Origin of the sequence: Streptomyces bottropensis ATCC 25435, assembly GCF_000383595.1 — a bacterium.
Taxonomy (GTDB): domain Bacteria; phylum Actinomycetota; class Actinomycetes; order Streptomycetales; family Streptomycetaceae; genus Streptomyces; species Streptomyces bottropensis.
This window is the reverse complement of the sequence record NZ_KB911581.1, coordinates 2,662,267-2,684,984: the sequence shown is the minus strand read 5'-3', so window position 1 is coordinate 2,684,984 and position 22,718 is coordinate 2,662,267. Positions and strand designations below refer to the sequence as shown.

Sequence of the window (22,718 nt, the reverse complement as noted above, 5' to 3'; positions counted from 1 at the left end):
TCAGTGCACAGCGCTGGGCGCATGGAGTGTGGCCCGGGTCACAGACCGTCGTCAATCGGCCGCCGCCCAGCGCCGCAGGGCTTCCACGTCCCTGATGACGATCACCCGCCGCGCCGTTTCGATGAGCCCGACCGCCCGCAGTTGCCCCAACGTGCTGATGACCGCATTGCGTGTCACGCCGATTGCCTGCGCGACCTCTTCCTGGTTCAGGCCGGTCAGCCGAACGACGTTGCTCTCCGCCATCTGACCGGTGAGCACGGCCAGCCTCAGGAGCGTGCGCGCCAACCGCACGGCCAAGGGCAGGGTCTGCAGTTCACCTCGGTGGAGGTCCGACTCGCGCATCCTGGCGAGTGCCTGGCGCATCAGATGGATGACCAGTCCGCGCTCCTCGACGAACCGCACGAAGCGCTCGGCGTCCAGGACGACCGCAACACAGGACGTCAAGGCGACAACGTCTGCCGTGCGTGCGGTTCCGTTGAAGACCGAGACCTCTCCCAGGAGGTCCCCCGGCCCTCGGAACGCAAGCCAGGTGTTGGCACCGTTGGGCTCTCGGCACACCACCTTGGCCAACCCGGAGGTAAGGGCCAGGAGGTGGGTCCCGGGAGATCCCTGCCGCAGCATCACGCTGCGCTTCGGAAAGGTCCTGGTCACGCCTTGACTGCGCAGGTCGCGCCAGACTTCATCGGACAGCACGAGTCGCCTTCCCATCACGCCCACACCGGTGCACATCGGACCCACGAGTTGTACGCCGATGGTGCGGGCAACGTCGACGATCAGGTGATGTTGACCGAAAGCGATCGTGGAGGTCCGGCACCGCTCGCTGCTCGGCCGGGAGCACACCGCCTTCCACGAGGTCGTTCGACCCCGGCGGGGCGCATCCTGGTTGCGGGACCCGGAGGGGGAGCGACTCGCTGAGGGGCCCGGTCGCCGGCACCTGTCGGCAGCCCCGGTCCCGCCACGTGACCGCAGTGGCGGCCGTACGCTGTCTCCCGGACCTCCCGGAAGGGGGGCCGGGAGCGGGTTCGTGTCGCTCTCCCGTCGACGTCGCGAAAGCGGTGCTGCCGTGAAGGTCCACCACCTCAACTGCGGGACGATGCTCCCCCTCACCGGCGCGCTGGTCTGCCACGTCCTGCTCGTCGAGACGCCGGGCGGGCTGGTGCTGGTGGACTCCGGGTTCGGGTTGCGTGATGTCGCCGATCCCCGGCGCCGGCTGGGGCGGGACCGGCATCTGCTCAGGCCGGTGCTCCGGGAGGAGGAGACGGCCGCGCGTCAGGTCGAGGCGCTCGGGTTCCGGCGGGACGACGTGCGGCACATCGTCGTCACGCACTTCGACCTCGACCACATCGGAGGGCTGGCCGACTTCCCCGACGCGCAGGTCCACACGACCGCCGCCGAGGCCCTGGGGTCCATGGTCTCCCCGTCGTGGCGGGAGCGTTCGCGCTACCGGCCGGTCCAGTGGGCCCACGGCCCGAAGGTCGTCGAGCACACCCCGGACGGCGAGGCGTGGCGCGGTTTCGCCGCCGCCGAGGAACTCGGCGCCGTCGCCCCGGGCATCGTGCTGATCTCCCTGCCGGGGCACACCCGCGGCCATGCCTGCGTCGCGGTGGACACCGCAAGCGGCTGGATCCTGCACGCCGGTGACGCCTTCTTCCACCGCGCGACACTCGACGGACACGCCCCGGTGCCGCGCGCCCTGCGCACGGTGGAGAACCTGTTGGCGGACGACCGGAGGAAGGTCCGCGACAACCACGCCCGGCTGGCCGAGCTGCACCGGCGCGAGGAGAGCGGCCTGCGCATCGTCAACGCGCACGATCCCGTGCTGTGGGAGAGGGCTCGCGGTACGGCGGCGTGAAGGACGCGTTTGAGGACGGGTTTGAGGACGGGTCGAGGGACAGCGCGAAAACCGGTCGGGGGCGCTGCGGTTCGCGGGGCGGGCGGCGCGGACGTCAGATCCAGCCGTCCAGGGACTTCATGAAGCCGTCGAAGTCGTCGCGGTGGATGGTGTGTCCCGCGCCGGTGACCGTACGGACCTCGAAGCCGCTCGCCCGGAGCCGGTCGGCGTCCTCGGCCCCCACCAGGAAGCTGGGGTCGGCGAGTTGGACCAGGGAGGGCACGGCGGGGCGGTCGGGGACGAAGCCGGTGAGCGGGCGGCCGCCGAGGAAGTGCGCGGAGGCGGCGTCCCACGCGGCCAGCGTGGCCATCTCGATGTCGACGTCCTCGGCGTCCCAGCGCGGGTTGAGCGCGACGGTCTGCGCGCGGCCGGCGCGCTTGAAGGCGGCGAAGATCTCGGGGCCGATGTGCCGGGCGGGGTCGGCCGAGGACCAGGCCGGGTCCGAGTAGACCGCCCGCAGAGGCCGCAGCCGCTCCACGGCGAGGGACAGGGTGAGCCCGCCCAGGGAGTGACCGAGGGCCAGGTCCGCCTGGCGGGGCAGCGTGTCGACGAGGTCGCCGGCGAAGAGTTCCGGGCTGTACTCACCGCGTGGCGAGACCCCGTGGCCGCGCAGGTCCACGGCGATCACCCGGTAGCCGCGCTCCACGAGCGCCGGCGCCACGCGTCGCCAGGTACGGGAGTCCGACATGATGCCGTGCACGAGCAGGGCCGTCCGCTCACCCGCGCCCCATTCCCGGGTGTGGAGCCGCACATCGCACCTTTCGTCCACGGAGACCGACGCGGCGCCGGCCTCCCGCTGCGCCTCAGGCTAACGCCCTCGGTCCCCTGGCTTCGAGCGCCCCGGGCCACCCGGCCGTTCCCGGCACGGCGAGACCTCCCGCGCCCAACGATGCGACGGGGGAGGCCTGTTCGGCCGTAGGCGCATGCGCGGAGAACCGGGCGAGGGTGAGCGCCGGGCCGTCGCCGGGGGCCGGATCAAGCGGCGTCGGGGACCGTGGCGTCGAGCGCCGTGCGGAGGGCCTCGGCCATCAGGGCTATCGCCTCCTTGCCCTCCGGCACCGGGCCGGTGTGGGTGAAGTAGTGGTCGACGCCCTCGAAGAGGCGGTGGGTGACCGGGACGCCCGCGGCCTGGAGGGCCTTGGCGTAGGCGTCGCCCTCGTCGCGCAGACGGTCGTTCTCGGCGGTGATGACGAGGGCGGGCGGCAGTCCGGTGAGGTCGTCGGCGAGGCCGGGCGAGACCAGGGGGTCGGTGAGGTCGGCCGGGTCGGGGACGTAGGCGGCGGTGAAGATCCGCATGAGCTGGGGAGTGAGCAGCGGCTTGGCGATGCGGGACCGCTTGGTGGCCGGGTCGGCGCGCATGTCGAGCGGGGCGGAGTCGATGATCTGGAGGCGGGGGGTGAAGGTGCCCCGGTCGCGGGCCGTACGGCAGATCCCGGCGGCCAGGTTGGCTCCCGCGCTGTGTCCGCCCACGGCGACCCGTGAACCGTCCCAGCCGTGCGCCGAGCCGTTCTCGACGATCCACTCGGTGACGTCGTAGGCCTGCGTGACGGCGGTGGGGAAGACTCGCTGCGGCGCGACGGCGTAGTCCACGTTGATCACCACACAGCCGGCCGTGGCGGCTATGGAGCGGCAGATGTGGTCGTCCTGCTCGGGGCGGGCCACGATGAAGCCGCCGCCGTGGAAGTTGACGTACACGGGGGCCGGGGCGGCGGTGTCGGCCGGCGGGCGGTAGACCGTGCACTGGACCGGTCCGGCGCCGGTCTCGATGCGAAGGGTTTCCGTCCGCGTCGGGACATCGGTGAAGCGCAGGTCCTTGTGGACACGGGTCATGACGCCGCTGAGCAGCAGCTGGACCCCTCTGGCCTTGAAACTGGCACTGAACGGCATGATCGGCCCCGCCCATCCCTACAACGTTGAATTAACAGGATTCCTGTTGATGGGATGATGGCCGCTGATCCTGTTTCGCGCAATGGTCGGGAGCCGGGAGATGCGGTCCGGCGGGCGCGCCGGTCAGCTCTCGGCGGGGGCGAGGAGCACGAAGTCCGCGCGGGAGGGGTCGAGACAGACGGCCAGCCGGCCGACGCCCTCCATGTCCACGGGCCCCATCTGCACACTGCCGCCGTGCCCGGTGACGGCGCCGACCGCGGCGTCGCAGTCGGTGACGGCGAAGACGGGGTGCCAGTAGGGCCGTCCGTCCGTCAGTGCGAGGTCCTGCGGGCGGAGTTGCATCACGCCGCCCTGCATCCGCTCCTCCGGGAGTCCGGCGGGCGTGACGAGGTTGTACGTGCCCGCGCCCTCCGGCAGGGGCATGTCGCCGAACTGCCAGCCGAAGACGCCGCCGTAGAACTCCTTGGCGGCCGCGGCGTCGGTCGTGTACAGCTCGGTCCAGGACAGTGAGCCCGGCTCGTCGGCCAGCTCGAACCCCGCGTTGGCGCCCGGCTGCCACGCCGCGAACTGGCCGCCCTGCGGGTCGCTGAACTGCGCCATCCGCCCCCAGTCGCCGAGATCCCGCGGCGCCACGCGCACCGTGCCCCCGGCGCTCTCCACGGCCCGGGTCGTGGCGTCCGCGTCGGTGACGGTGTAGTAGATCATCCAGGCCGGGTGCGCGCCCTTCTCGGTGAGTTCGCCCAGCCCGCCGACGATCTTGCCGTCCTTGCGGAAGACTCCGCCCTCGCCCTCCATGCCCTCGTCCGCGTCCCCGCCGCCGCCCATGGGCTCGTACTCCCAGCCGAGCACCGAGTGGTAGAAGGCCGCCGCGGCCGGTACGTCGGGGGCGCCGAGGTCGAGCCAGCAGGGGGAGCCGGGGGTGAGGTCGGTGGTGATCACGGGATACCCCTTCACGTTCGCGGATCCGGTGATCCCAGCCTGACACCCGCCCCGCGCGACCGCGCGTCGGCCGCGTCACGGGCGGGCGGGCCGGTCGCCGCCGGACTGCGGAGGGACCCCTACGAGGCGTCGGGTCAGGAAGCGTCGAGGTCGTCGGCGAAGTGACGGAAGCCGTGCCGGTCGCGGTGGATGCCCCACAGGGTGTCCGCGAGGACGGCCGGGTCCTTCCTGGGGTGCCCGGGGACGATCGCGCCGGGCACGACCAGCTGGGCGACATGGATGCCCTCTCCCGCGAGGGTGTCGTGCAGCATCCGGCCGTACGCGCTCTGCGCGGCGAACGCGACGGACGTGCCGGCCCGGTCGGGGTGCGGGACCACGGCGGTGCCGCCGTTGACGAGGAGGACCGTGCCCCGGCCGAGGCCGCGCATGCCGGGCAGCACCTGCCGGACGGCGGCGACCGCGCCGTAGACGGAGAACTCGATCGGGCCGACCAGGTCGGCGGCGCCCGTCCGAAGCACCGGCAGCATGTAGTCCCGGTGCGGCAGCGGGCTGTACTGCAGGACCTCGACCGGCCCCAGCGCCGTGTGCGCCGCCTCCAGCGCGGCGGTCAGGGCGTCCGGGTCGCGAACGTCCGCGGCGAAGCCCTGGGCCGTGACGCCCTGGTCGGCCAGGTCGGCGGCGAGCGCCCTCGTCCGCTGCGGGTCGCGGGCGACGAGCGCCACGGCGAACCCCTCACGGCCGAAGCGACGGGCGACGGCCGCGCCGAGGCCCGGCCCGGCTCCGATGACGGCGATGGTGGTCATGGCTTCCAGCTTTCCTGGCCGAGGGGCGCATGCGGCCGCGCCCCGGGGACGCGTTCTACGGTCCCCATCGTGACGCAGGGCGCGCCCGCGTCGGCACGACGCCCCCGGTCCGTCCACGCCGCGGTGACCTGGTAAGCCGCCCGCGGGAGCGCCGACGGGCGGCCGTACGCTGGCCCTCGTGGAGGACTACGACATCCTGGACACCCCGGACAGCGACGACCTGGACAGCGAGACCCCGGACCGCGAGAACACGGGCCGCGAGAACACGGGCGGCGACCCCCCGGACAGCGACACCACGGGCGGCCCGCAGCCGCGCGCGCAGTCGCTGATGCTCGCGTTCTTCGGCAACCACGTGCTGGAGGAGGGCGATCGCGACCGGTGCGTGTACTCGGGCAGCATCATCGACGTGCTGGGCCGGGTCGGCGTCGGTGAACAGGCCGTACGCTCCACGCTGACCCGCATGGTCAACCGGGGTCTGCTGCGGCGCCGGCGCGAGGGCCGCAGGATGTATTTCGGCCTCACACCGCAGGCGACCCGCGTCCTGCTGGACGGCCGCACGCGCATCTGGCGACAGGGCGCGGTCAACGACGACTGGGACGGCACCTGGACCCTCCTCGGCTTCTCCCTCCCCGACTCCTGGAAGCGCCGGCGGCACGACCTGCGCTCGCGACTGACCTGGTCCGGGTTCGGCGCCCTCTACAACGGGCTGTGGATCGCCCCGGGGGACGTCGACATCGCCGGTGTCGTCGCGGAGCTGGGACTCACCGGCCACGTCAAGATCTTTCACGCCCGGGCGGACGTCGCCACCGACATCGAGCTGATGATCCGCGACACCTGGGACGTGGAGGGCATCGCCGCCCGCTACGTCTCCTTCGACAAGCGCTGGACGGCCCACCTGGGCGCCGGTTCGGCCGAGGACCCGATCGCGACGCGTCTGCGGCTGGTCAGCGACTGGCTCCGGACCGTCCGCGCCGACCCCCGCCTCCCCGCCCGCCACCTGCCCCCCGAGTGGCCGGCCCGCCCCGCCGAGGACACCTTCCGCCGGGTCGCGTACCGGACCGAGGAGCCCGCTCGGCGGATGGCCGGCGCCCTCCTCGACACGGTCGCGCCGAACTGGCCCCGGCCCGCCGAAGCCGGCCCTGCCTCGCGTGGAGCCTTCGCGCACCCCCCGGACGGCCCCTAGAAGGCCGCCAGGGCCGCGAGCGGGACGGTGGCGGAGTCGTTCAGCTCGGCCCAGACCGTCTTGCCCCGGCGGAAGCGGCGGGTGCCCCAGTGCTCGGCGAGCTGGGCGACCAGGAGGAGGCCGCGGCCGCCCTCGTCGAAGACGCGGGCTCGGCGCAGGTGCGGGGTGGTGCCGCCGGAGTCGGAGACCTCGCACAGAAGGGTGCGGTCGCGGATGAGGCGCAGCCGGATCGGGGGCCGGCCGTAGCGGATGGCGTTGGTGACGAGTTCGCTGACCACCAGCTCGGCGGTGAACTCCAGCTCCGCGAGGCCCCACTCGCCGAGCTGCCGGGTGACGTGGGCCCTGGCCCTGGCCACGGCGGCGGGTTCGGCCTCCAGGTCCCAGGTGGCGACCTGGCCCGCACCGAGGCGGCGGGTCCGGGCCAGGAGCAGGGCCACGTCGTCGGGCGGCCTGGCGGGCAGCAGGGCTTCGAGCACGGCGTCGCAGGTGGCCTCCAGCGAGGCGGCGGGCCGGGCGAGGGCGTCACGGAGCCGGTCCAGGCCCGCGCCGATGTCGTGGTCCCGTGCCTCGACCAGGCCGTCGGTGTAGAGCGCGAGCAGGCTGCCCTCGGGCAGTTCGATCTCCGCCGTCTCGAACGGCAGCCCGCCGAGGCCGAGGGGCGGGCCCGGGGGCAGGTCCAGGATGTCGACGGTGCCGTCCGCCCTCGCCAGTGCGGGCAGCACGTGCCCGGCGCGGGCGAGGGTGCACCGGCGTGAGACGGGGTCGTACACCGCGTAGAGGCAGGTGGCACCGATGTCCCCACCTCCGCCGCCGGCATCGGCTCCCGCCCCGGCCTCGGCGTCGGTCCGGGTCCCCGCGCCCGCCCCCGCCACATCGTCCGCGTCGTCGTCCTCCGCCTCGGCGGCCAGGCGGATCACGACGTCGTCCAGGTGCGTGAGGAGTTCGTCGGGCGGCAGGTCGATGTCCGCGAGGGTGCGTACGGCCGTCCTGAGGCGACCCATCGTGGCGGCGGCGTGGATGCCGTGGCCCACGACGTCACCCACGACGAGGGCGACCCTGGCCCCGGAGAGCGGGATGACGTCGTACCAGTCGCCGCCCACCCCGCCGTGGGCATCGGCCGGCAGGTAGCGGAAGGCCACCTCGACGGCGGACTGGCGCGGGGTTCGGCGCGGGAGCAGGCTGCGTTGCAGGGTGAGGGCGGTGGCGCGGGCGTGTGTGTAGCGGCGGGCGTTGTCCACGGCGACCGCCGCGCGGGCGGCGATCTCCTGGGCCAGCAGCAGGTCCTCGTCGTCGAACGCGTCGGGGTTGCGGTCCCGGCAGAACTGCGCGACACCGAGCGTGGCGCCCCGGGCGCGCAACGGCACCACCAGCGTGGAGTGGACCGTACGGGCAGGGCCGGGGGGCTCGCCGTCCGCGCTCGCCGGCTCCCTGTCCCCCACCGTGCCGTCGCCGTCGTCCGTCACGCCCTCCCCCGCGCCCTCCCCCGCGCAGCCGTCGGCCGGGGGCTCCGCGGGGCCGTGCGGGTCGTGCGGTCCCCGGCCGCCGTCGTCGAGGCGATGCCTGGTCGGCCGGCCCGTGGCGAGAGCGCGGGCCGGTGGCGAGCCGGGCGGGAAGGTGTGGGGGTGCCGCCGGGAGGACGCCGGGTCCGGGTGGCCGGCCGACCGCTGGGCGAGGCGGTGGAGCGCGGGTGACGCGGACGGTTCGTCCGCCTGGGCGTCGTGGGCGGTGAGCACGGAGCGGAGCAGGTCGACGGTGACGAGGTCGGCGAAGTGCTCGGTGGCGAAGTCGGCCAGTTCCTGGGTGGTGCGGGCGATGTCCAGGGTGGTGCCGATGCGCACGCTCGCCTCGTTCACCATCGACAGGCGCCACCGCAGCCGCCGGTCCCGTTCCTCCTCGTACGCCACGACGCCCTGCTCGGAGGTGCGGTCCACGTACCCGGTCGCCGTGGCGATCAGGCTGCGCGTGGCCTCGCTGATCAGGGCCGCGTCGTCGGTACGCCGGGCCATCTCCTCCAGCAGCCGGTCGAGGACGATGCCCTGGCCGAGCCGGAAGGCCCGCAGCACCGCGCTGACGGGGATGCCGTGCCGGGCGACGCGACGGACGCGCTCCAGCTCGGCGTCCGGCACCTCGATGCTGTCCGGGTCCACGCCGTACTGGAGGGCGGACAGCACCGCCATGACGTGTTCGGCGACATTCTTGGAGGTCATGGCGTCGGGGTGCGCCCACAGTTCCGGCAGCTCCCGGCGCAGGCACCACTCCACCTCGGCGGTCAGCTCGTCCGCCCGGGGGACGAGCTCACGCGCGACGCGGGACACGAGACCGTCTGCCGTGAGGTCCACAGTCACGACGGTACGCCGAACCACCGCCCACGCCCCACCGCTGGCCCGCGGCCGCCGTCAGCCCGCGCGGCGCCGCCAGGGGGTCGACCACGTCTGCGGGTGGTCCTCCTTCCCGGCCCTCGCCCACGGCCGGTTAGGGTGACGTGGCGAATCGAACGTACGCAGGGCTGGCGGAGGGCACGTGGTGTCGGACGTAGGGCGGCTCGTCGCCGGGCGCTACCGGCTCACGGAGCAGATAGGCCGCGGCGGCATGGGCACCGTGTGGCGCGCCGGGGACGAGGTCCTCGGCCGTCAGGTCGCGGTGAAGCGGCTGCACGTGCAGCCGCATCTGTCCCCCGACGACCTCGTCACCCTGTACGAGCGCACGCGCCGTGAGGCCCGGAGCGCGGCCCGGATCGCCCACCCGAACGTGATCGTCGTCCATGACGTCGTGGACGACCATGTGGACGACCATGCGGACGGCCACGAGGACGGTGTGCGGGGCGGTTTCGGGACCGGGACCGGGGTCGGGACAGGTGACGGCCGGCCCTGCATCGTCATGGAGTACGTCCCGGCGCCCACGCTCGCCGACCTCCTCACGGACGGCCGGACCCTCCCGCCCGAGGAGGCGGCCCGGATCGCTCTGGGCATGGTCGCCGCGCTGCGCGCCGCGCACGCCGCCGGCGTACTGCACCGGGACGTCAAGCCCGCCAACGTCCTGCTCGCCGCCGAAGGGCGGGTCGTCCTCACCGACTTCGGCATCGCGATGACCGCCGACGCCTCCACCCTGACCAGGACCGGCGAGATGGTCGGCTCGATCCACTACATGGCCCCGGAGCGCATCCGCGGCCAGAAGCCCGGCCCGGCCTCGGATCTGTGGGCCCTGGGCGCGACTCTCCACCAAGCCGTCGAGGGCCGCCCGCCGTTCCGCCGCCTCACCGCGATGGAGGCCGCGTACGCCATCGCGGTGGACCCTCTGGAGCCCCTGAAGCAGGGCGGCGTCCTCGGACCCCTCATCGAGGCCCTGCTCGCCAAGGACCCCGCCGACCGCCCCACCATCGAACAGACGGAACGGGCGCTGCGGGCCGTGGTGGCCGGCCAGGCGACGACCGCCCCGCCGATACCGGGAGTCGGGGGCGGCCTCGTCGACGGGGCTCGCGACAGCCGGGACAGCGGGGTTCCGGTCGACGGGGACACGTTGCTCGCCGGCCGGTCCGCCGGGGAGCCGTCCACCGATCCCGGTGAGGGAACGGCACCAGGCCCCGACGCCGACCGACCGTCCCGCCAGGGCCGGAGGAAGCGCCGGATCCTCGTCCCGGTCGCCGTCGCGGTGACCGTGGCCGCGATGGTCGTCGGGGCCGCGCTGTACGTGACGGCGGACCCCGACGGGAACACCGTGTCACCGAGCGGTGGAAGGACGGCGACCGCCACCCCGCCCTCCACCCCGCCCGTCCCCGACGGCTTCCGCCTGGTCACGGAGAAGGGGCTCGGCATCTCCCTCCCCGTCCCGGACGGCTGGAAGGTCGCCAAGCGGACGGCCGAGTCGGTCACCTACACCGACGAGACGAAACTGGCCGGACTCACCATCGGCGTCGTGGACCCCGCCGGCTCGCACCCCATGGCCCACTTCGAGGACATCGAGGCGAACACCAAGCTCAACTACCCCGGTACGTACCGCAGGCTGCGCATGCAGAAGACGACCTTCCGTGAACTACCCGCCGCCATCTGGGAGTTCACCTTCCAGGGCCGCGCCCGCGCCTTCCGCGCCATCGATCTGGGATTCGGCCGCGAGGGCGAACGGGAGTACGACATCTACCTGTCGGCCCCGGACCTCGACTGGGACACCTACCGCCCTGTCTTCGACACGGCGAGGGACGGCTTGACGACGGGCGTCTCCTGATCCGGGACGCGCGGCACGGCGCGGGCGACGGGGCCCGTCCTGCGCCCCTCCTCCGCGAGACCCTCTTCCTCATGAGGCGCCCGTCCGCCTAGCGTGCGCCCCATGGACGACCACCGACAGCAGCCGCCCGCGGCGCACTCCGACCGCCTCGACCACTGCCCCTGGTTGTTCGAGAAGGAGGCGACGGCGGAGCAGCGAGCCGCGCAGCGGGAGCGGCGGCGGTCCCTCGGCGGTGACAGCGAGGTCGGCGAGCGCTGTTACGTGGCCGGGTCGGCGGCGGTGTACCCCGACCGGCTCCGCCTCGGCGAGGACTCGTACATCGCCGCCCACGCCTACGTCACCGGTGACCTCACCACCGGCACGGACTGCACGCTGAACCCGTTCACCGTGGTCCGCGGCACCGTCCGCCTGGGCACCGGCGTACGCATCGGCGCCCACACCTCGCTCCTCGGCTTCAACCACTCGACCGCTCCCGACCGGCCGGTCTTCCGGCAGCCCCAGACCAGCCGGGGCATCACCGTCGGCGACGACGTCTGGATCGGCTCCCATGTGGTCGTGGTCGACGGGGTCACCATCGGCGACCACTGCGTCATCGGCGCCGGGGCGGTGGTGACGAAGGACCTGCCCGCGTGGTCGGTGGCGGCGGGGAATCCGGCGCGACGGATCCGGGACCGTCGGGAGACGGGCGGTCGGGGACGCTCCGAGCAGGGGATGACCGGGGGTCGGGTGGCCGATGACGCGCTGGCCCGGTTCGCCGACACCGCCCGCGCCCAGGCCTGCGACATCATCGCCCGCTGCTGGGACGGCGAGCACTACACCGACCGCCCCGGCGCCGCCCCCACCGTGCGGGCGCACTGCGACGCCGTGGAGATCGCCGACCTCCTTTTGGCCTCCGTGCCTGAGCCGTTGGACCGCGAGCGGCACATCGAGCGTCTGGCCTCGCTCCAGGACCCGGAGTCCGGTCTGGTGCCCGAGCTCGGCGACCGGCCGCCGACGCCGGACGACGACGGCTTCGTCGGCGAGGGAGCGGCGCTGTACCACGTGCTGTCGGTGGGCTACGCGCTGGATCTCCTGGGATCGTCGTTCCCCCGGCCGATACGCGGCGTACGTGACATGACGGCCCCTCAACTCATCGCTCGACTGCAACAGTTGCCCTGGACGGACCAGGCATGGGGAGCCGGCGCCTGGGTCGACTCCTGGGCCACCGCCGCCCATTGGAACCTCCGGCACCCGGACACCACCGGACTCACCCCGGGCACCCTCGACGCGCTCTTCGGCTGGCTCCTCACCCGCGCCGACCCCTGGACCGGCATGTGGGGCAGCCCTTCGGCCACCACCGGCCGCCTGCAGGTGGTGAACGGCTACTACCGGCTCACCCGGGGTTCCTTCGCACAGTTCGGGGTACCCGTGCCGCATCCGGAAAGGGTCGTGGACGCGATCCTGGACCACGCCCGCGACACCCGCCACTTCGGCGCGGGCCGCGAGAACGCCTGCAACGTCCTCGACGTCGCCCATCCGTTGTGGCTGTGCACCCGGCAGATCGGCGGCCGGGGCGCGAGCGCCGACGGCTACCGTTCGGCCGAGATCCGCGGCTGGGCCGAACAGCGGCTCTCGGCCGTCCTGACCCGCTGGCAGGACGGCGGGGGGTTCGGTTTCGGCCCTGGCCCGGCGGGGCCCGGCCCCGAGCCGGGGTTGCAGGGGACGGAGATGTGGCTGGCGATCGTCTGGCTGCTGGCCGATCTGCAGGGCCGCTCCGACCTCCTCGGTTATCGGCCGCGCGGTGTGCACCGTCCCGAGCCGGCGCCGGGGGCGTGACGCGTGCCACTTCCGGAACGTCAGCGTCCGTCATGCTCCGTACGGGTGGATGTGTGTTCACCCAGGTGCCGGGCATCACGAAGGAACGGAACGGACGTCACAAGCGCGAGGAGGGGGCATACCTCATGACTCACTCGGTCACCACGAATTCCCTCCTGATCCGGCGACCCGTGCCCGTGTGCACTACCTTGGGGCGTGAACAGCCGAGCGGCCCACGTTTACCCAATTCTTGCCACATGAAGCCAGAACGGCTGAGCAGCTACTAGGAGCGGGGCTTCCCATGCGTAATGCTGGGAGGTCCCGCGCTTCACTCCACAGCCGCTGGCACGGGAGGGCATCGGGTGGTCAAGACAGTGAAGACGCCGTCCGGCGGACGGACGATCGCCTACGAGACCTGGGGCGATCCGGACGCACACCCGGTGTTTCTGCTGCACGGAACTCCCGGAAGCCGACTCGGGCCCCGCCTGCGCACCTTCGACCTCCACAAGCTCGGCGTGCGGCTCATCGCCTACGACCGGCCGGGGTACGGCGGTTCCGACCGTCATGAGCGCCGCAGAGTGGTTCATGCCGCCGAGGACGTCGCCCTCATCGCCGAGAAACTGGATCTCAAGAAGTACTCCGTGGTGGGCAGATCCGGTGGGGCGCCGCACGCGCTGGCCTGCGCTGCACGGAACATGGGCAGCCAGGTGGCGAGTGTCGCCGCGTTAGTCTCCCTCGCGCCACCGAAGCCCGACTGCGATGACGACAGCCCCGGCGACAGCGCCGTCGACGGACTCGACTGGCTCGACTGGCACAAGGAGATGTCCGAGTCCAATGTGTCGACCTATGAGCTGCTGCGACGCCACGCACCCGATGTGACAGAGCTGGGCGCGCTGCTGGCCCGCAACGCCGAGACCATCCGGCGCGACCCCACCGTTTTCCTCGCGTCCCTGCGCGACGAGATGCCGAGCGTGGACCGCGTGATCGTCGAGGACGCCGGGATCCGCCAGCATCTCCTCAGGAACTATTTGTCGGCGGTGGGCGAGGGGGAGGCGGTCGACCCCCGCGCGCCGATGGGCTGGGTGGACGACCTGGTCGCGTTCCGGCGACCCTGGGGCTTCGATCTCAAGGACATCGACGGTTCCGTGCCCGTATTGCTGTGGCACGGCGAACGGGACATCTTCGCCCCGGTCGCCCACTTCCACTGGCTTGCCAAGAAGATCCCCAGGGCCAAGGCCATGCTGCAGCCCTCCGCGGCCCACTTCGCGGCACTGCCAGCCCTGCCCCAGGTGCTGGCCTGGGCCCGGGACTCCGCCGACCGCTGACAGCCGCGGAGACCTGTGCGGCCGACACCGGCACCGGCACCGGCCGCACCGCCCTGCTCGCCCCTTCTAGATCGGGTGCGGTTCCACGTCGAGACAGCTCAGCTTCCACTCCTTGAGCGCCAGCACACGAGGGTGCTCCCTGCCGATCCGCTTGGTGAGGGCGGACAGAGCGTCATGGTGCTTGGTGCGCGCCTCGTCGGCGCGGCCCAAACGGCTCAGTACGACGGCATGGTTCCCCGCGCAGGTCAGCGTCGAAGGATGGTTGGGCTCAAGGCCCCCCTTGAGTAGCTCATAGGCCTCGAGGCTGGTTCCACGGGCGGCCTCCCACTCGGCGAGCGCCGCCTGCGCGACGGCAAGGTTCGTCCGGCAGATGAGTACATGCGGGTGGTGCTCGCCGTTGAGCTCGGTGAACCTCCGCTCGGCCTTGCGCAGCAAGTCCTCTGCCTCGGCGGCCACTTCCGGCGCTACGGCTCCACTGTCGTGCAGCAGCAGCACCGCGTGGTTGACCGAGCAGGCCACCGTCTGGGAGTGCATTTCCCCCAGCGTCTCACGCAGGTCGTCGTGAACCTTGCGGATCAGCTTCAGTCCCTCGTCGACGCGGCCTTGGGCGGCGATATCACCGGCGAGGCTCATCTCCAGCACCAACTGTTCGGAGGACGACTTCTCTCCGTCGGGTGTGGGAGTGCTCCGCAGCACATGGCGCACCAGCTCCTCGGCCTCCGCCGCGCGGCCCGCCCTGCGCAGGGAACCGGCCAGGCCCTTGACCGTGTTCAACACAGTCGGCGAGCCCTGGGTGAGGCGGGGATTGCGCAGACACCGCTCATAGGCGCGCTGAAGCAGCGTGACGGACTCTTCGTAGTCACCGCAGTCACGCAAGTCCCGACCCAGGTTCACCGCCGACTCGATGGTCAGGGGGTGGTCCTCGAGCTGAATCGCCTCCCGCAGTTCCAGTGTCCTCCGGTCGAGGTCACGGGCCTTGTGATACTCACCGGACAGACGCAGGGCCACAGCGAGATTGTTGGCCGCGCTGAGGGTCCGCGCATGGTCCTCCCCGTAGATCTCCCCGTACTTCTCGTACGTCTCCTCGTCGTAGCGCAGAGCCTCCGACAGCCGTCCCAGCCCACGCAGGTCGGCAGCGATGCTGCTGGTGGTCATGAGGATGTGCTGGTCGTCCTCGTCTTCCAGAACCGCGCGTTGCCGCTCCAGAACCTCCTGGTCCAGGGCGAGGGACTCCTCGTATCTGCCCTGGGCGCGCATGACGTTGGCGATCTGGAAGCGCATGTGGAGCGTCCAGCGTTCGTCCCGGGAGCCGTCCTTGGACCAGTCGACCACCCGCTGAGCGCTGTACTTCATGGCCTGGTTCAGCTCTCCCCGGCGGCGCAGCTGGCGAACCCGGTCGACGAACAGTTCCCTGATGCCCTCGTCAGCGGTGGTCTTGGCCCACGGCGTCGCGAGGTGCGGCCAGATGATGCGGTACCTCTCCCAGGTGTTGGGGTTCTCGGGGTCGTCCCCACCGGGCCGGGCGGCGACCAGCGAGCGATAGACCACCGCTTGTGCCGCCTCGCGCTCCTCCTCGCTCATCATCCCCCGCATCGCGACCTGCATCATGCGGTGCACCGTGATACTCCGGGCCTTACGGTCCACCGTGACTAGGGAGAACTTGCTCAGCTCCTTGTACGCGCGGGAGACCGTGCGGACGTCGCCGAGTGCCCGGGAGACCTCGAAGCCCTCCAGCAGATCCATCGAGATCGGCTCAGGACCGTAGTACGAACAGATCTGGAGCAGCCGCATCGCCGCCGGAAAGTTCGATCTCAGTTGCCCCAGAGCGAACTCCCAGGTGTGCTTGACGTCCCCGACGGTGTTGTCGGCCGGAGCGCCGGCGGCATGGGGCTGGAGCTGTTGGATGTAGCCGTGGACGTCGGCCCTGGTCTGTTCGATGTACGCCGCAGCACGCTCGATCGCGATCGGCAGGTCGCCCAGCGCCTCCGCGATCTGGTATGCCTCCGTCCGGCCGCAGTCGGGCAGCCGTGTGCGCAGGTGGGTGATGCTCTCGTTCCGTTCGAAGACGGGTACGTCGATCGTGTCCACGAAGCGCCCCCAGCCCTCGGCGAGCTGACTGGTGACCAGGATGTGGCCGCGCCTGCCGTCCATCAGGAATTCGAGGAGGTTGCCGGGCTCCGGGACGTTGTCCAGAATCAGCAGGTAACTGTCGTACCGGTCACCGTCGTTGAGCGTCTCATGGACAGCCTTGGCCGTGTCGGTCGGATTGGGCCGCTCCTGCAGATCGAGTTTCGCGGCCAGGTTCGCGTACGTCTCAAGGCCCCGGTAGTCCTCCTCGGCCTGGATGTGATAAACGACGTCGTAGTCGCTCTTGTAGCGGTAGGCGAACTCCTGGGCCAGCAGGGTCTTCCCGACACCTCCCATGCCCTTGAGGACGAGCGCTCGGGTGTCCTCCTGCCACAGCTTCTCCCGGATGCTCTCCAACAGTTCCGTGCGGCCCGTGAAGGACGACGTGCGCAGCGGGACCTGGAAGACAGCAGGCTCGGTTTTCGGGAAGCGGGGGAGTTTGACCTCGGCGCCTGTGAAGTGGCTGTGCGTCAGGGACTCCCCGCTTCGCCCGAACCACGCCAACAGCTTGTCGCGCCCCTCCTCATGGCTTCCGCAGCGCGTCATGTCGGCGAGCTGCTCCGTGAAGGGCGCCTCCAGAAGGACCTTGTCGACCTTCATGGAGACCAGTTGATGCGTGCGTCGGTCGCTCTCGGCCCAGACCGCTTCCCAGGTCGTACGGAACCGGGACGACCCCTGGTAGTCCTGAGAGAAGATGATCAAAGTGTGCGAGGCCGACTCGACACCGCGCTCGATCTCGTCCCGCACCAGCGCGCCCTCGACCGTGCCCTCCTGCGCCAGGTGGACCTTGAAACCGGCCTGTCCCAGGACCGCGCTCGCCCAATTGGCCCAACTCCTGTCCTGAGGAACGAAACTGACATACACATCGGAGATACTGGGCGGCCGATGGCGGGTGTACAGCTCCAGGGTCTTGCGACGCAGCGGCTCGTCGATGCGCGGCATCGAAACGACCTGACCGTCCGTGATGACGTCGGCGAGTCGCTCGTAGGCCGACAGCAGGCTCTTCGGGTCCCCGGGCTGCTCACGGAACGGGGCGAGCGTCTCCTCGTACGAGTAGATGGGCACGTACGGGATCTCGACACTGCGCCAGTAGTCCTCGGGGTCCCGTTCGGGGATGTGCTTGCGCACGATCCGGTCGAAGCGGTACTGGATCTGGCCCCGTGCCGCATCCAGCCGGTCGGCCTCGGCATTCTCCACTCGCATGGGGATGGGCAGGATCCGGATGTCCCGGTTGCGGTACAACATCCCGTCGATGCGCTCGGCGACACCGGCGGCGCCCTCGATGCTCTGGCTACTGGGGGTGAAGCAGGTAACCACGGCCTGCGGCAGACTGACGGTACAGATGTCGGAGATGTCGTTGAGTCCCGTACGGCTGTCGATGAGTACGTAGTCGAAGTTCTCGCTGAACTCGCGCTTGAGCCCCTCGAGGAACCGGGTGGCCAGCGGTCCCTCCATGAACTCCTTCCAGTCGAACTGCGAGAACGCCGCCAGGTAACCCTTGTTCTTCGTGCCGGCGGGGAGGTAGTAGAGCTGACCGCCCTGGGGGAAATCCCAGTCGACCTGGATGAGGCATCTGTTGAGGGTGATTCCGTCGGACACCCCCAGCTCGGCCGCGCCCGCATACTCGGGGATCGGCTCGATCCGATGGGTGGGATCGCCCAGGCCCTGCGCCGAGAGCACGAACTGGGTCGACCGACTGACCAGTTCAAGCACTCCCGGCGTCTCGCGCAACTGCTTCTCGCTGAGGAAGGGGTGCAGGAAGCGGTCCAGACCCGGAGCGTCGAGGTCCCAATCCACCACCAGGACACGGTTGCCTGCGGAGGCCAAAATCCACGCCGTGTTGGCGAGCGCCATCGTCCTTCCCGTACCGCCCTTGTACGAGTAGAACGTGATGATTCTGCGCGCGTCCTCGCCGGTCATGGCCTGTCCTCCGTGCGACGTCCGCCGCTAGGTGCCCCGTCGTCCCCGTCGGTGTCGGGCCGACGGGGCAGGTCCGCACCGGATTCCCGAACGTCCCGGGCACCGGTGGCACTCCGGGATAATTGCGAATGAATGTACCGCAAGTAGCGGATCTTGGTTGCCTCGGCCAGCTCGCTGAACCAGCGGGTGAAGACATCCACCCCGGTCAGCCCCCGGACCGCTTCCTGCTCTCCCGCACGGCCCTCGCTGAGGAAACGGGGAAAGTGTGTCAGCAGCAGCCCGCGCAGCCGGTCGGACTGTTCCTTGGTCTGCACGTCGTCCCCCGCCAGGGTGCTGAGCACCGCCGTCCACGGCCGCCTGGCTGCGTCGAACTCCCGCGCCTGGCTGGCCATGTGCGGATTCTCCAGGGCCCAGGGATCCACCACCAGGACCCAGGGCGCCGTAGGGATCTCCGCGCTCCTCAGCTCCGCCTGATGTTTGTGGAAGGGCAGCACGGTGGGCTCGAAGCCCAGATTGCGGGCCAGCGCCTCCATCTGCGCGACCAGGGGTCCCACCGTCTGGCCGTAGGGCCGCCAGTCCTGGACCCGTGGCCCGTAGCGCGTGTTGTCCCGGCCGACCGGTAGCTGCTCCTCGGTCGGGGCGAGCACGGTGATGTGCAGCGGGGAGACGAAGGGCGGGTCGGCGAAGGCGTCGTCGAATCCGGCCAACGTCGCCGGTTGCGTCGCCGGTCCTCCGCCGGAGGACGTCCGCGACTGCCTCGGTACGGTCGCCGCCTGGTCGACGATGCGCCGGGCGAGCCAGTCGGTCACCTGAGCGACCTGGGCGACGACCCGGCCCGCCGCGTGCTCATCCTCCGGGTCCGGCCGTTCGGTCAGCTCCGACAACTGGTCGAGCAGCCGGTGCAGTCCCATGGAGGCATAGCTCTCGGCGGCCTCACCGATGCCTTCGGGCACCTCCGGGTACTGCTCCTTGACCTTCTTCGGCAACGACGTGGGTGGATACGGCGTCCACAGCACCGGGAGAATGCCCGGTCGGGTACCCTGAGCGCCTACTTGCGTCACGGCGGTCCATTGGCGCCCGCACTGCGGATTGCTGAAGTACCGCTTCGAGTAGAGCGGGACGAAGACCTGGCAGCCGAGGAGCGCCTTGATCGACTTTTCGCCCGGCGCCCCGGGGAGCTCGACGAAACCGGCCTCCTCCCGCGACACTCTCGCGTGCAGCGCCACTTTTCCGCACAGTTGGTCGAAGAACTGGAAAACCAGGCGGTTGGGGTCCTGCGAGATGTCCCGGTGCCGGGGAGCAGGAACCCGCGCATAGCTCATGAAGAACATCGGCATCCCGCTATTCCCCCTCGAAGACGTTCCGGAGGTCACTGAACAGCTCCACGTCGCACGGTTCAAGGCTGGTTTGCTGTGCCACTTTGACGATCATCTGGGCGAGCGACCACACGGAGCTGCGGTACTTGGCGTGACGCCCCGCCTGCTTCAGCCCGTAGAGACCTGACTGTACGTAGTCCTTACCCAGATCCGGGTGGGCGTACTGCACTTCGGCGGCCACTGGCGGCAGCGTCAGATGTTGCTCCCCCACCCAGAGGACGGGGATGATCGCGTTGCCCGTGTACGGCCCGGTTCGGAGGCGCTGACGCCGTGCGAAGGCGTCCCATTCCTTGCCGCACCATTCTCTTCTGAAGTACCGGCTGTTGTAGATCGGCACGAAGACCCGGCAGGTGGCCAGGGCGTGCTTGAGTCTGCTTTCCCAGTAGTCGCCGGGTTCCATTCTCTTGTCGAGAAAACCGGGAAATTCCCGGCCGTCGTGATCGGTCAACTGCAAGATGTCGCTACATAACTGGACATAAAACTGTTCCAGCGCCGTGTCCGACGCGTCCTTCCTGACTCGCGCCCCCGCCAGTGGCGTGCGCGCATAGCTCATGAAGAACACATACGGATCGGAGGAATCCGCCGACTGATTCGTGCGAGAAGCCGGATGAATCATGGACTCGCCTTTCCCCTCCCCCGTCGCCCACCTCGGGTCTCCCGGTCCCGAGCATCACAGCTGGATCTTCTCCAGGATCCATTGGAACGCGAAAACCGCCGTGGGTGCCAGTGGTCTACCGACTCAAGTTGTATCGGACACCGTTACGACGAATGGGAGTTGATCCGACATTAGACCGCGGCTGGGCCGGTTTCGGCCACTCCGCCCAGTGTTTCCGCCTCGCCCCGCAACCCGCGTACGAAGCGGTGCCCGAGGGCCGTCAGGGAGCCGGTTCCGGCCACGGTGTCGAGGGCGTCCAGCACGGCCGTACGCCACTTGTCGGCCTCCGCCCGGGAGCGTTCGTACAGGGTGGCGCCGACACCGGCCGCACCGCGCCGGACCCGGATCCGCCACACGTCGGCGACGGCGTGGTGGGCGTACGCGCCCTGGAGGATGGCGTCGAGCGGCCGGGGGTCGGGGCGCCACAGCACTCGGTAGCGGCGTTCGTCGACGCCGTCGAGCAGGTCGAACATGTCGAGCATCGCGCCCAGTTTGACGTGCTGGTACTCGTGGACGAGCAGCATGGCCAGGTCCTCGGCCGTGCGGGGCAGGGCGATGCCCACGGCTCCGAAGGCGTGCCGGGAGGTGGCGCTGACGTCGTCGCCGGACGGTGCGGGGGTGAGCGGGGTGACCGTGCTCAGGCCGACGGCGATGGCCTGCGCGTAGTCGGCGTACTCGGTCCGGATCAGCTGCCAGGCCTCCTCGAACATCGCCTCCCACCGTCGGAATTCGGCCTCGGGGAGCCGGGGCCGGGGCTCGTAGCCGTAGCAGTCACGGGAGGGGTCCAGGTCGTCCAGGGCCACGTCCAGCCCGTCCGAGGACAGACGGCGCAGCGGCTGCCAGATCATGCCGTCGGGTGGCCGCTCCCGGCCCAGGGTGCGTCCTTCGACGGTGAGGGCGGTGTCGGCCGCCGTCACCGTCAGCGTCCGGGACGGCCGGTCACGGCTGTCACCCCGCAGCAACAGCCGCCCGATGCCGGGCAGATGGACCGCGGGGCCCTCGGGGCCGTGCCGCAGTGGTACGGCCAGGGTCAGCCGGCCGCCGGTGCGCGCGACGGCCGACAGCGCGGCCTCGGCCGGGTGGCCCTCGGCCCGCCGTCGCACCGACTGGCCGCAGGCGAGCGCCCACACGCGCAGATAGGGGTCGGCGAGCAGCACGTCCAGCGCGGCGGCGGGCAGGGCGAGGACCGCGTCCCAGCCGGGGGCCGAGTCCGCCGAGCCGCCGGTCACCGGGCCGTACCTCGCATCCGAGCCCGAGCCCGAGCCCACACCCGCACCGGCACCCGCACCCGCACCCGGCGCCGGGGTGCCCGGCCCCTGGGTGTCCGCGCGGCGGGCTGCCGCCAGCAGCGCGCGCCGCTGGCTGTTCTGGGCCGCGGCCAGCGACCGGACGGCGGCCGTGCTGCCGTGCCCGGCGGCCAGTTCGTCGAAGTGCCCCCAGGACAGGCCGTGCCAGCCGTGCCGGACGTCGGCGTCGTCGCGTTCGGTCGTCTGGACGTACTCGATGATCCTCAGCAGGTCCGCGCAGTAGACGGAGGGGTTGTCGAAGCCGTTGGACCTGCGGTGACGATGTCCGTAGAGGCCCCCGCCACAGACCGACACGACGGGACAGGCGCGGCACTGCGCGCTCAGTCCGTCCAGTCCGGCGCGGCGGGCCTGGATGCCCCGGTGGGCGGCGGCCTCCTCCAGGCGGTGGGTGTCGATGTGCATGCCGGTCCCGGGGGCTCCCGGATAGGCCGTCTTCAACCAGTCCGCCTGCTCGATGGCGCCGTCGGTCTCCACCACGAGCAGGTCCGAACTGCCCAGCCCCAGCGCCTCGGTGAGGCTGCCCCTGCCGCGGCTCAGCCGGCTGATCGACTCGAACATGCGGATCCGCATCGGCATGCCGTCGGCGGTCCACTGCTTGTGCACGGCGATCAGCCAGTGGGCGTACTCGGAGCCGGCCTCACCGCCGGGCCGGGGCGGCGGGTACTCCCAGGTGGCGTGCGGCAGCAGGAAGTCGACGGCGGGCGGGGCGAGTTCGGCCAGTGCCCGGTACACCTCCACGGGGTCGTTCTCGACGTCGATCGTGCAGAGGAGTCCGCCGAAGGCGCCCCGGTGGGCCGGCGCGCCCAGCAGGCGCACCGCGCGCACCACGTCCCGGTAGGAGCCCGAGCCGTCCCGTCTGATCCGGTGGCGGTCGTTCGACACCTCGTCCCCGTCGAGCGAGACGCTGGTGACGATGGACTCCTCGACGAGCATCGCGCAGAACGCGTCGTCCAGCCGGAGTCCGTTGGTCTGCATCCGCAGGTCGAGCGCGGCCACACCATCGAGGGCCGAGCGCAGTTCACGGGCGTAGCCGCGCAGCCGTTCCCGCCCGGCGAGGAGGGGTTCGCCGCCGTGCAGGACGACATGGACGCGGGTGAGCCGGTGCGCGGCGGCGTGCTCGGCGATCCGCTCGGCCGTACGACGGAACGTCTCCTCGGACATCGTCCCCGGACGCCCGCGCCAGCTCTGGTCGGCGTGCTGGTAGACGTAGCAGTGGTCACAGGCCAGATCGCACCGGCTGTGCACCTTGATCACGAACTGGCGGAAGGGCCGCGCCGCCACCGTCACCGGTAC

Annotated in this window: 15 protein-coding genes; 5 read left to right on the top strand and 10 right to left on the bottom strand. The window is 71.2% G+C overall.

All coding sequences use genetic code 11. The annotated features are described in order from the left end of the window. Window positions 1-51 precede the first annotated feature (51 nt). Window positions 52-693, bottom strand: a complete 642-nt coding sequence (locus tag STRBO_RS0111770) for a Crp/Fnr family transcriptional regulator (protein ID WP_245170587.1) — start codon at window positions 691-693, stop codon at window positions 52-54. Window positions 694-1,063: 370 nt separating this feature from the next. Here STRBO_RS0111770 and STRBO_RS0111765 point away from each other — a divergent pair, with 370 nt between their 5' ends. Beyond that, the gene (locus STRBO_RS0111765; protein ID WP_005482141.1) at window positions 1,064-1,852 is read left to right on the top strand and encodes an MBL fold metallo-hydrolase; all 789 of its coding nucleotides are present in this window, start codon (window positions 1,064-1,066) and stop codon (window positions 1,850-1,852) included. Between the two features lie 94 nt (window positions 1,853-1,946). On the opposite strand, the gene STRBO_RS0111760 is transcribed toward STRBO_RS0111765, so the two are convergent. From STRBO_RS0111760 to STRBO_RS0111745, 4 genes are all read right to left on the bottom strand, one after another. Beyond that, the gene (locus tag STRBO_RS0111760; RefSeq protein WP_020114233.1) at window positions 1,947-2,642 is read right to left on the bottom strand and encodes an alpha/beta fold hydrolase; all 696 of its coding nucleotides are present in this window, start codon (window positions 2,640-2,642) and stop codon (window positions 1,947-1,949) included. A 224-nt stretch (window positions 2,643-2,866) separates the two neighbouring features. Next, window positions 2,867-3,778: an alpha/beta hydrolase gene (locus STRBO_RS0111755; protein WP_005482137.1), complete on the bottom strand. Its 912-nt coding sequence runs from the start codon at window positions 3,776-3,778 to the stop codon at window positions 2,867-2,869. Window positions 3,779-3,901: 123 nt separating this feature from the next. Then, a complete protein-coding gene (locus STRBO_RS0111750) occupies window positions 3,902-4,717 on the bottom strand; it encodes a VOC family protein (protein ID WP_020665528.1) in 816 nt (271 codons plus the stop codon). A 134-nt stretch (window positions 4,718-4,851) separates the two neighbouring features. Next, window positions 4,852-5,520, bottom strand: a complete 669-nt coding sequence (locus tag STRBO_RS0111745) for an SDR family NAD(P)-dependent oxidoreductase (protein WP_005482133.1) — start codon at window positions 5,518-5,520, stop codon at window positions 4,852-4,854. A 178-nt stretch (window positions 5,521-5,698) separates the two neighbouring features. Here STRBO_RS0111745 and STRBO_RS0111740 point away from each other — a divergent pair, with 178 nt between their 5' ends. After that, window positions 5,699-6,703, top strand: coding sequence for a PaaX family transcriptional regulator (locus tag STRBO_RS0111740; RefSeq protein WP_005482131.1), 1,005 nt, complete (start codon window positions 5,699-5,701; stop codon window positions 6,701-6,703). Here STRBO_RS0111740 and STRBO_RS0111735 read toward each other — a convergent pair. Then, window positions 6,700-9,042: a SpoIIE family protein phosphatase gene (locus tag STRBO_RS0111735; protein WP_020114232.1), complete on the bottom strand. Its 2,343-nt coding sequence runs from the start codon at window positions 9,040-9,042 to the stop codon at window positions 6,700-6,702. The two genes, STRBO_RS0111740 and STRBO_RS0111735, sit on opposite strands and share 4 nt — an antisense overlap. A gap of 181 nt (window positions 9,043-9,223) precedes the next feature. Between STRBO_RS0111735 and STRBO_RS0111730 the strand changes: the two genes are divergently transcribed. From STRBO_RS0111730 to STRBO_RS0111720, 3 genes are all read left to right on the top strand, one after another. Then, on the top strand, window positions 9,224-10,921 hold the full coding sequence (locus STRBO_RS0111730) for a serine/threonine-protein kinase (RefSeq protein WP_005482125.1): 1,698 nt from the start codon (window positions 9,224-9,226) through the stop codon (window positions 10,919-10,921). A 102-nt stretch (window positions 10,922-11,023) separates the two neighbouring features. Continuing rightward, complete coding sequence (locus STRBO_RS0111725; RefSeq protein WP_005482123.1) at window positions 11,024-12,736, top strand: acyltransferase; 1,713 nt, start codon at window positions 11,024-11,026, stop codon at window positions 12,734-12,736. Window positions 12,737-13,077: 341 nt separating this feature from the next. Continuing rightward, window positions 13,078-14,040: an alpha/beta fold hydrolase gene (locus STRBO_RS0111720; protein ID WP_005482122.1), complete on the top strand. Its 963-nt coding sequence runs from the start codon at window positions 13,078-13,080 to the stop codon at window positions 14,038-14,040. A 66-nt stretch (window positions 14,041-14,106) separates the two neighbouring features. On the opposite strand, the gene fxsT is transcribed toward STRBO_RS0111720, so the two are convergent. From fxsT to STRBO_RS45385, 4 genes are all read right to left on the bottom strand, one after another. Then, complete coding sequence (fxsT, locus tag STRBO_RS0111715) at window positions 14,107-18,087, bottom strand: FxSxx-COOH system tetratricopeptide repeat protein (protein WP_005482121.1); 3,981 nt, start codon at window positions 18,085-18,087, stop codon at window positions 14,107-14,109. Further along, the gene (gene fsxC / locus STRBO_RS0111710; protein ID WP_005482120.1) at window positions 18,084-19,424 is read right to left on the bottom strand and encodes an FxsC protein; all 1,341 of its coding nucleotides are present in this window, start codon (window positions 19,422-19,424) and stop codon (window positions 18,084-18,086) included. Before fsxC ends, fxsT begins: the two co-directional genes overlap by 4 nt. A 4-nt stretch (window positions 19,425-19,428) precedes the next feature. Beyond that, window positions 19,429-20,079, bottom strand: a complete 651-nt coding sequence (locus STRBO_RS0111705) for a TIR-like protein FxsC (protein WP_028796603.1) — start codon at window positions 20,077-20,079, stop codon at window positions 19,429-19,431. A 170-nt stretch (window positions 20,080-20,249) separates the two neighbouring features. After that, window positions 20,250-22,712: an FxsB family cyclophane-forming radical SAM/SPASM peptide maturase gene (locus STRBO_RS45385; protein ID WP_005482118.1), complete on the bottom strand. Its 2,463-nt coding sequence runs from the start codon at window positions 22,710-22,712 to the stop codon at window positions 20,250-20,252. Window positions 22,713-22,718: the final 6 nt, after the last annotated feature.

Excerpts from the sequence above, each read along its gene's own strand:
- STRBO_RS0111705 (WP_028796603.1), bottom strand. The coding sequence starts at position 20,079 with ATGATTCATCCGGCTTCTCGCACGAATCAGTCGGCGGATTCCTCCGAT.
- STRBO_RS0111745 (WP_005482133.1), bottom strand. The coding sequence starts at position 5,520 with ATGACCACCATCGCCGTCATCGGAGCCGGGCCGGGCCTCGGCGCGGCC.
- STRBO_RS0111755 (WP_005482137.1), bottom strand. The coding sequence starts at position 3,778 with ATGCCGTTCAGTGCCAGTTTCAAGGCCAGAGGGGTCCAGCTGCTGCTC.
- fxsT (WP_005482121.1), bottom strand. The coding sequence starts at position 18,087 with ATGACCGGCGAGGACGCGCGCAGAATCATCACGTTCTACTCGTACAAG.
- fsxC (WP_005482120.1), bottom strand. The coding sequence starts at position 19,424 with ATGCCGATGTTCTTCATGAGCTATGCGCGGGTTCCTGCTCCCCGGCAC.
- STRBO_RS0111725 (WP_005482123.1), top strand. The coding sequence starts at position 11,024 with ATGGACGACCACCGACAGCAGCCGCCCGCGGCGCACTCCGACCGCCTC.